General features: G+C 35.0%; 12 protein-coding genes. 10 read left to right on the plus strand and 2 right to left on the minus strand.

Features of this window, described 5'->3' with window-relative positions; genetic code table 11:
- Nucleotides 1-85 precede the first annotated feature (85 nt).
- From ACKVQX_RS06540 to ACKVQX_RS06575, 8 genes are all read left to right on the plus strand, one after another.
- Nucleotides 86-640, plus strand: coding sequence for a sulfurtransferase TusA family protein (locus tag ACKVQX_RS06540; RefSeq protein WP_087680829.1), 555 nt, complete (start codon nucleotides 86-88; stop codon nucleotides 638-640).
- Between the two features lie 19 nt (nucleotides 641-659).
- The gene (locus ACKVQX_RS06545; protein ID WP_087680830.1) at nucleotides 660-1,055 is read left to right on the plus strand and encodes a DsrE/DsrF/DrsH-like family protein; all 396 of its coding nucleotides are present in this window, start codon (nucleotides 660-662) and stop codon (nucleotides 1,053-1,055) included.
- A gap of 84 nt (nucleotides 1,056-1,139) precedes the next feature.
- The gene (locus ACKVQX_RS06550; protein WP_285215024.1) at nucleotides 1,140-2,261 is read left to right on the plus strand and encodes an MBL fold metallo-hydrolase; all 1,122 of its coding nucleotides are present in this window, start codon (nucleotides 1,140-1,142) and stop codon (nucleotides 2,259-2,261) included.
- 56 nt (nucleotides 2,262-2,317) lie between these two features.
- On the plus strand, nucleotides 2,318-2,545 hold the full coding sequence (locus ACKVQX_RS06555) for a sulfurtransferase TusA family protein (protein ID WP_068453299.1): 228 nt from the start codon (nucleotides 2,318-2,320) through the stop codon (nucleotides 2,543-2,545).
- 29 nt (nucleotides 2,546-2,574) lie between these two features.
- Nucleotides 2,575-3,348, plus strand: a complete 774-nt coding sequence (locus tag ACKVQX_RS06560) for a sulfite exporter TauE/SafE family protein (protein ID WP_325921319.1) — start codon at nucleotides 2,575-2,577, stop codon at nucleotides 3,346-3,348.
- Between the two features lie 13 nt (nucleotides 3,349-3,361).
- Nucleotides 3,362-3,712: a rhodanese-like domain-containing protein gene (locus tag ACKVQX_RS06565; protein WP_068453303.1), complete on the plus strand. Its 351-nt coding sequence runs from the start codon at nucleotides 3,362-3,364 to the stop codon at nucleotides 3,710-3,712.
- Nucleotides 3,713-3,721: 9 nt separating this feature from the next.
- Complete coding sequence (locus ACKVQX_RS06570) at nucleotides 3,722-4,357, plus strand: DsbA family protein (protein ID WP_409136122.1); 636 nt, start codon at nucleotides 3,722-3,724, stop codon at nucleotides 4,355-4,357.
- Between the two features lie 110 nt (nucleotides 4,358-4,467).
- A complete protein-coding gene (locus ACKVQX_RS06575; RefSeq protein ID WP_068453307.1) occupies nucleotides 4,468-4,734 on the plus strand; it encodes a hypothetical protein in 267 nt (88 codons plus the stop codon).
- A gap of 166 nt (nucleotides 4,735-4,900) precedes the next feature.
- Here ACKVQX_RS06575 and ACKVQX_RS06580 read toward each other — a convergent pair whose 3' ends face one another.
- Complete coding sequence (locus ACKVQX_RS06580; RefSeq protein WP_068453309.1) at nucleotides 4,901-5,098, minus strand: hypothetical protein; 198 nt, start codon at nucleotides 5,096-5,098, stop codon at nucleotides 4,901-4,903.
- 179 nt (nucleotides 5,099-5,277) lie between these two features.
- On the minus strand, nucleotides 5,278-5,847 hold the full coding sequence (locus ACKVQX_RS06585; RefSeq protein ID WP_409136123.1) for an undecaprenyl-diphosphatase: 570 nt from the start codon (nucleotides 5,845-5,847) through the stop codon (nucleotides 5,278-5,280).
- Nucleotides 5,848-6,028: 181 nt separating this feature from the next.
- Between ACKVQX_RS06585 and ACKVQX_RS06590 the strand changes: the two genes are divergently transcribed.
- Nucleotides 6,029-7,075, plus strand: a complete 1,047-nt coding sequence (locus ACKVQX_RS06590) for a glucosaminidase domain-containing protein (RefSeq protein ID WP_409136124.1) — start codon at nucleotides 6,029-6,031, stop codon at nucleotides 7,073-7,075.
- Nucleotides 7,076-7,276: 201 nt separating this feature from the next.
- Nucleotides 7,277-8,677 carry a YfcC family protein gene (locus ACKVQX_RS06595; protein WP_087680839.1) on the plus strand — a complete coding sequence of 467 codons (1,401 nt, stop codon included), beginning with the start codon at nucleotides 7,277-7,279 and terminating at the stop codon, nucleotides 8,675-8,677.
- Nucleotides 8,678-9,052: the final 375 nt, after the last annotated feature.

Consider the following 9,052-nt stretch of genomic DNA (forward strand, 5'->3'; position numbering starts at 1 on the left):
TGTAACTAGGAAATCGGTTATGCGTTATCGCAAACCTATTTTTTTAGAAAGAAAAATACCCATAGTGGTATAGGGAGGCAGAGAAATGAGAACAGATCATCAACTCGATGTACAAGGTTTAGCTTGTCCAATGCCCATCGTTAAAACAAAAAAAACGATGAATACAATGGAGGTTGGCGAAACAGTAGAAGTAATTGCTACGGATGCGGGCTCCAAAGCGGACTTACAAGCTTGGGCAGCTTCAACAGGACATCAGTACATTGGTTTAGTTGAAGAAGGTTCTGTGTTAAAACATTACCTACGTAAATGTAATGAAGCAGAAGAACGTGAAAAAACATTTGAACAAACTGCTTCACTTGAAGAAGTGCAGAATATTTCGAATGATTCAATCGTATTAGATGTTCGTGAAGAAGTTGAATATGCCTTTGGACATATAAAAGGTGCAACATCAATTCCTTTTGGAGAATTATTTGATAATATGGAGAAATTAGACAAAACAAAAACATACTATGTAATCTGCAGAACAGGTACAAGAAGTGATTTAGCGTGCCAACAATTAGCAGAACATGGATTTAAACATGTATATAATGTTTTACCTGGTATGACAGCATACACAGGCGAATTAGAAAAAACTATTTAATTATTGGAGGAAAATAATCATGTCAAACAAAGTAGCAATTATCGCAAGTAACGGTGGTCTTTTCGACGCTTATAAAGTATTCAATATCGCAACTGCAGCAGCAGCAACAGAAAAAGAAGTAGCTATTTTCTTCACATTCGAAGGTTTAAATTTAATCCACAAACAAGGTATGCACCACTTATCAGCTCCAGCAGGTAGTGAGCAAGTAGCAGCAGGTTTTGCGAATGCAAACGTACCATCCATTCCTGAATTAGTAGAAATGGCACAAGATCTAGGTGTAACATTCATCGCTTGTCAAATGACAATGGACGTTATGAATATTCAAAAAGAAGATTTAATTGACGGAATCGATGTAGGTGGCGCTGTAACATTCTTAGAATTTGCAAAAGATGCCGCACCATCATTAAGCTTCTAATTACAAGACAAACAGGGTTTTGTCTATCCTAGATAGACATCCCTTTTATTTACGAAAAAATAATACCTATGGGGGTAATTTAAAATGGAAAAATGGACAGCTCAAAAAGTAGCAAACTATGTCATTCATAAAAAACAATTATTTATTTTAGATGTACGTAATCAAGATGCATTTGAAGATTGGAAAATTGACGGTGAAAACTTCGAATATATGAATATTCCTTACTTCGATTTACTAGACGGTGTAGAAGAATTAGTACCTCAATTACCAAAAGACAAAGAAATTTTAGTTGTATGTGCTAAAGAAGGTTCATCTGTCATGGTAGCTGAAATGTTAGATGAAGCTGGTGTAAAAGTAGGTTATTTAGAAGGCGGTATGAAAGCTTGGAGTAGCTATTTAGAGCCTTTAAAAGTAGCTGATTTAGAAAATGGTGGCGAATTATATCAATTTGTTCGTCTAGGTAAAGGCTGTCTGTCTTATATGGTAATTTCAGAAGGGGAAGCAGCAGTAATCGATGCTGTACGTTTTGCAGATGTATTTGAAAACTTTGCAAAAGAAAAAAATGCCGTTATTCGTCACGTATTCGATACACATTTACATGCAGACCATATTTCAGGAGGTCGTTTACTAGCAGAAAAAACGGGTGCAACATACTATTTACCGCCAAAAGATGCAGAAGAAGTCGTGTTCGATTATGCACCACTTGAAGATGCAACAACTGTACAAATCGGTCAAACTAAAATTGATATTCAAGCGATCTATTCACCAGGACATACAATTGGTTCTACATCATTCATTATTGACGAAAAATATTTCTTAACAGGTGATATTTTATTCATCGATTCAATTGGTCGCCCAGACTTAGCTGGTTTAGCAGAAGATTGGGTGGGTGATTTACGTGAAACACTTTACAATCGTTATCGCCAATTAAGTGAGGATTTATACGTGTTACCAGCGCACTTTATGATTATTGAAGAATTAAATGAAGATGGTACAGTAGGTAAACGTTTTGGTGACTTATTAGCAGAAAACCATGGCTTAAATATTGAAAATGAAGAAGAATTCCGTAAAACAGTAACAGACAACTTACCACCACAACCAAATGCTTATACGCAAATTCGCCATGTGAATATGGGACGTTTAACGCCATCAGCTGATGAACAAACAGAGATGGAAATCGGACCGAACCGCTGTGCAGTAAGATAAGTATTTGAGGATTAATAACTATTTCTATATAATTAAAATGAAAAGAGGATATAAAAATGAAAATTGATTTACAACTAGATGCAAAAGGTTTATCTTGTCCAATGCCAATCGTACGTACGAAGAAAGCAATGGACCAATTAGAATCAGGTCAAGTGTTAGAAGTAACTGTAACAGATAAAGGTGCATTAGCAGATATTCCAGCATGGGCAAATGCAAGTGGCAACAAGATTGTAGAACAACAAGAAAATGGAGATGAATACGTATTTATCTTACAAAAAGCATAAATACCTTCATCTAGAAAGAAGGGACTCCCGTGGATATTACATGGATCTTAACCATATTTGGGATTGGATTAATTGGGAGCTTCATTTCAGGTATGCTCGGTATTGGCGGGGCGATTATTAAGTTCCCATTATTACTGTATGTACCGCCACTATTTGGTTTTGCAGCATTTACATCACATCAAGTATCAGGTATTAGCGCAGTGGAAGTCATGTTTGCTTCCATTGCGGGCGTACTTGCTTATCGTGGTAGTAATTTACTGCATAAACCACTCATTTTAACGATGGGTACAGGAATTGTACTCGGTAGTTTTGTCGGTAGCTTCGGTTCAAGTTACTTTAATGAAGAAAGTGTCAACATGGTATATGGTATACTCGCGATATTAGCTGCTGTTATGATGTTTATACCAAAGAAAAAAGTTGAACAACAAGGTGACATTGTTTTTAATAAGGGATTAGCTTTCTTTTTAGCTATTCTAGTTGGTGTCGCATCAGGAATCGTTGGAGCAGGTGGAGGATTCATCCTCGTACCGATTATGTTAGTCATACTAGGAATTCCAACACGTATTACGATTGCATCTAGTCTTGCCATTACGTTTATCGCGTCTATTGGTGGCTCAATCGGCAAGATTACAACAGGGCAAGTGGACTGGATTCCCGCGATTATTATGATTGTAGCAAGTCTAATTGCAGCACCTATTGGAACAAAAGTAAGTAAAAAAATGAATATTAAAGCATTACAAATTTTCCTAGCTATTCTGATTTTAGCAACAGCCGCAAAAATTTGGTTTGATATTTTAATGTAAGGAGGGGAACAATATGGTTTGGATCATTATAGCTGCTGTCGTTGTATTATTTTTTGTCCTACGTATGAAAGGGGCAAAGGGCGTAAATCAAATGACAACAGCCGATTTAAAAGAACAACTAAAAAAGAAACCTGCAAATACAATCTATTTAGATGTTCGAACACCAGCAGAATATAAGAGTCGTCATATTAAAGAATTTAAAAATATGCCACTGGGATCAAATTACAGTACACTCGATTCATCGAAAAAAGTCGTTGTAATTTGTCAGAGCGGTATGCGCAGTATGCAGGCATGTAAACAATTAAAAAAACTAGGCTTTTCAGACATCACAAATGTACGAGGTGGTATGAGTGCCTGGAGATAGGGGTACATCATGAAAATTGAAGTTTTTACAGATTATACGTGTCCTTTTTGTTATATAGGCAAGCAAAAACTCATGCAAGCAATTGAAAAAGCGAATCTACAAGAGCCAATCGAAATTCAATATAAAAATTACGAAGTACATCCAGAAATTCAAGGCGCCGTTCAACAACCTTATAAAGACTATTTGCTTGAAAGTATGGATGGACGAGCTGAAAAAGTGGATACATTTTTAGCAGAATTACAACAACATGCGAACGAAGTCGGATTAACGTATCATTTTGATACAATGATTCCAGCGAATACAGCAGATGCACATCGCCTTGCAAAATGGATGGTAAAAGAGCAAAAAGAGCATGAATGGACAGAAAGATTAATGCAAGGGCACTTTGTTGAAGGGGAAAATCTTGCAGATCGAGAATATTTATTTTCAGTAATTGAAGAACTTGGTTATTCAAAAAAAGAAGCAAAACGAATTTTAGATGGGCAAGACTACCAACAAGAACTTGACCAAGATGCATATGATGCACAACAAATTGGTGTAGACCGTGCACCATTTTTTGTGTTTGATAATCGCTTTGGTATTATTGGTGCGGAACCAGAAGAAGTCTTCATTCGTACGTTAAAACAAACAGCTGGTGAAAATTAACAAAAATTGCACGATTTCTTGTCATCTCTGAAATCCCACTAGGAGTTACTATGTGTTTCATGGTATGCTATCTAGTGGGATTTTGTACGATTTAAAAAAGGAGTGTTACTATGTCACGCGCATTTTCACGAGCATCGTTCTTTTTTGTATTTGTTGGTTTATTTCTATTAGTACCACCATTTACAGATCAGGCAATTGATTTTTTATCAAGTAATGTATTTATTTTTCTAGGTTTCTTCTTATATATGATTGGTGCCATTTTAACTGCAGTTAGTGTATATAAAGGAGAAAGAAATGTATTAGTTGTTGTAAATATTCTAGGTATTCTTGGGGGTATTTTCTTTATCTTTATGCTATCTACAGCACTTGGTGTTTAAAATCATAGCGCAAAGGAAGAAAAGTTAACAATAAAATGAAAGAGGCTACGATAAAGTAGCTTCTTTTTTTGTTAGAAGAGCCAAAAAAACCAAGTAGTCACTTGTCCGTCAAGTGACTACTTGGTTTTTTGGTCATGGTAGGTATGTTTGAAATATATCACCGTTTTTAGTTTTTCATGTTGTAAATCATAAATGCAGCTGGTACATAAGAAATAACGAAGATTGCAGCGTACCAACCTAACATACGCGGTAGAGAAAATGAAACTTTTTTACCTTTACTATAAGAGAAGTCTAACCAGATTGCACAAACGACGGGAATTGAAATCAAACCTGCAGCAATTAAAATAATGTCATAGATGTTCATGATGATTTCCTCCTTTTGTATGAAGCATTCCGTAAACTGTGTCAACTTTGTGAACTAATCATACATCTAATCGTTAGAATTGTCAATTAATTTAGTTTTTCATTTGACAAAACATATAGAAAAGGGTAGACAACTTTCGGTATGAAAATTGTTTACCCTTTATGTGTAGTATAAAACAATTATATTGTTTTCTTTGGTACAAATGGTAATGCACGATAAACTGCAACGATAAAGTTAGCAAGCGGTTCAACTAAAAATGCCAGTTTATTTACAGTGTAGGCGACTAATAAACCGATTACGATACCTACTACTACATCACCAGGGTAATGGTTCCCCACATACATGCGAGAAAAACCTGTTAAAAGTGCGAAAACCATCATGACAATACCAATTCGTTTGTTGCGTAGTGCAATTGCAAAAGCAAGTGCAATCGCACCTGTCGTATGGTCACTTGGGAATGAAGCGTCTCTTGCGTGTTCCACAAGTACATTTAAGTCATCATGTGTCACAAAAGGGCGTGGCTCAAAATAAATTTTACTAATCAGTACGTTTATTAAAATACCAAGAACACCTGAAAGAGCGGAGTAAACAACGGTTTTTTTCATATACTCTTTTCCAAAGAACCACATCATTAGTAAGACGATTGCAAAAACGGGAACTGCGTAGTTTGTTGCGAAAATCATGATTGCATCTACAACAGAAGATTTTCCAGCCAAATCATTAATGGCTTTTAGTAATTCATAATTCAATGATGTCACTCTTTTCCTTTAAATTTCAATAGCTATTGTAGCATAGTTTAGCCAATCTCTTTACATAGACTATAAAATTTGAGAAAGGTTCCATTCTTGTAAAAAAGGTTAAGATAAAAAAATATCGGGTATGTAAATAAGTGGAATGATACATTATTTGTAAAAAAAGGTGGTATTTTAATTGAATAGAAAAAAAAGATTGTATAGCTTAATATTATCTGTGAGTATTTTAGCTGTACCATTAACGACTTCATCTTTATACGCGCAAGCTACCCCAAAGAAAAGCCTCCCATCAATATCTACAAGTCATCCATTCATCAATCAAATCTCACCTGAGGTTGTCAGATTAAGTAATCAATATGGTATTTATGCCTCTGTTATGTTGGCACAAACTATTTTAGAAAGTAATTATGGCAATAGTGGGCTAAGCCAAGCACCGATTTATAATCTTTTTGGTATGAAAGGGAAATACAATGGCCAAGGTGCAACCTTCCAAACGAAAGAGTATAAAGATAGCGGCACATATCAAATACGCTCTACATTTAAAAAATATACATCGTATACAGAGTCTTTAGAAGATTATGCAAAACTTATTCGGAATGGGCTAACATATAGTCCAAACTATTATGCAGGGGCATGGAAGGAGAATACAAAAAGTTACAGAGATGCGACAGCTATTTTAGCAGGAAGATATGCGAGTGACTTAAGCTATAGTAAAAAGCTGAATCAAATTATCGAAAGGTATGATTTAACAAGGTTTGATCGTCTAAAATCGACAGCTGTAGCTAGTGAAGTAGAAAATGCAGTGAGCGCGAAACCAGAAAGCATTTTAGATAGCGCAGAAGTAAAAGAACAAAATGGTCAACAAGTTGTACCTACTCAAAGAATCATCTATACACCGACTAAATACTATCGTGTGAAAAAAGGTGATTCATTAACAAGTATTGCCGCACGACATGGTATTACGACAGCACAATTAAAGAAATGGAATAGTTTAACGCATGCGACCATTCAAATTAAACAAAAATTAGTTGTCGATGTAAGAGGGAATAAGAAAAATCTAGCACAAAAGAATACACCATTACGTTATGTGATTCAGCAAGGTGATTCGTTAGCGAGTATCGCGGCAAAGTACCAAACAACAGAACAAAACTTGTTAATTTTGAATCAGTTAGACTCTTCTTTTGTATATGAAGGGCAAATCATCTATTTACAATCCTTAAAATAATGTATGTACATGAATACGTTTATACCAATTATTCATTTAAGTGGATAATATTAGTGCATAAACGTATTCTTTTTTGTTTTTTTGTCGAAAAAAGTTGAAATAGTATTGTATAAAAAATTTTTTGAATGTATAATTATGACTGCATTTAAAAACAATTTATATCATAAATATTCAATTAATCGTTAGGAGTTATACATCAAGATGTTTAAGAGAGATAAAGCAAAAAAAGGAGCAGCACAAGGGATTAATGCATATGTATTAATTTTTAGTTTAATTGTGATTTCAGCTATTTTAACTTATTTTGTGCCTGCTGGTCAGTTTGATAAGGTAGAGAAGGATGGACGTGAAATATTAGTAGCCGATTCCTTTCAATTTGTGGACAATACACCTGTTGGATTTCTAGATATTTTCACAAGTATTCATGCAGGTATGGTAAATGGTGCAGGAACAATCTTCTTCGTACTAATTATCGGTGGTGTTTTCGGTATTATGAACGCAACAGGTGCGCTTGATACATTTGTTGTGACATTTGCTGAAAAAATGAAGCGTAAAGAAAAATTGATGATCCCTGTATTCGTACTATTCTTTGCGATTTGTGGTGCAACAATGGGGATGAGTGATGAAGTTGCCGTTTATGTAGCACTCATCGTTCCTTTGACCATTGCACTTGGTTTTGATGCAGTGACTGGTTTTGCAATTGTTGTAATGGGTGCATGGATGGGCTTCACAGCCGGGTTTTTAAATCCATTCTCAACCGCAGTTGCACAAGGCATTGCAGAACTTCCAACCTTCTCAGGTATGGGACTTCGTATTGTCGTATTTATTATTTTTGTATTAATGGCGAGCTTTTTCATTTATCGTCATGCTTCAAAAGTCCAAAAAAATCCAGAACTCGGTATTTACGGTAAGTTCGGTCAGTTTAGTCCAAAAGATAAAGACAAGACATTAAAAATGACATTACGTCATAAATTAGTATTAACCGTATTCATGCTAAACTTTGTTGTACTTATTTTAGGTGTCAAACTGTATGAGTGGTTTATTCCTGAATTAGCAGGTCTATTCTTATTGACAGGTATTATTATGGGGATTGTTGGTGGTTTAATTCCATCAGAAATCGCGAACAGCTTTGTAAAAGGTGCCAGTGAACTACTTGGTGGTGCATTGATTATCGGTTTAGCACAGGCAGTCCTTGTTATCTTCCAATCAGGCGGTTTATTAGACACAATGCTTCATTATATGAGCAATATGTTATCAGGTGTCCCATCTGCTTTAACAGCAGTTGCGATGATGTTTATTCAAATGGTGATTAATTTCTTAATTCCATCACAAAGTGGACAAGCAGCTTTAACAATGCCAATTATGGCGCCGCTTGCTGATTTAGTGAATGTTACGCGTCAAACGGCAGTTCTCGCTTTCCAATTAGGCGATGGGATTGCAGCCTTATTGTTCCCGACAAATGGTGCATTAATCGCTGCACTTGCAGTTGCGGGAATCCAGTGGAATAAGTGGGTAAGATGGTATATTCCATTCTTTATCGCACAAGTAATTGTCAGCATTATTATTTTAATTGTGGCACATGCGATGAATTACGGTCCGTTTTAACCAACATATAATAGTAGAAACTCAAACAATATAGAAAAGAGATGAAGGGATTTTTCCTTTCATCTTTTTTTATATGTATTGAAATAGAAGCTGTTTTTGTCATATAAGAGTCCGTTATGTATAAAAAATACGATAAAATTTTATGAAATCTCGATTATTTTATAAAAAATAAATAAAAAAAGTAGTTTTATTTTTGAATGAAAAGAATTTTGAAGTAAAAAAATGGATGTTTAAAATGTTGATTCTATACGTTTTATAGTGAAAATACAGCAATCTAAGGCTTTTACATCCAAATTATACCACTATGTGTAATATTGTTGTAACATGTGTGAGAATGAACTGACATCTGATTGAAATTTATGCTTGGTATAGTAA

The sequence above is a fragment of the Kurthia sp. ISK08 genome (assembly GCF_046159805.1).
Lineage (GTDB): Bacteria > Bacillota > Bacilli > Bacillales_A > Planococcaceae > Kurthia > Kurthia gibsonii.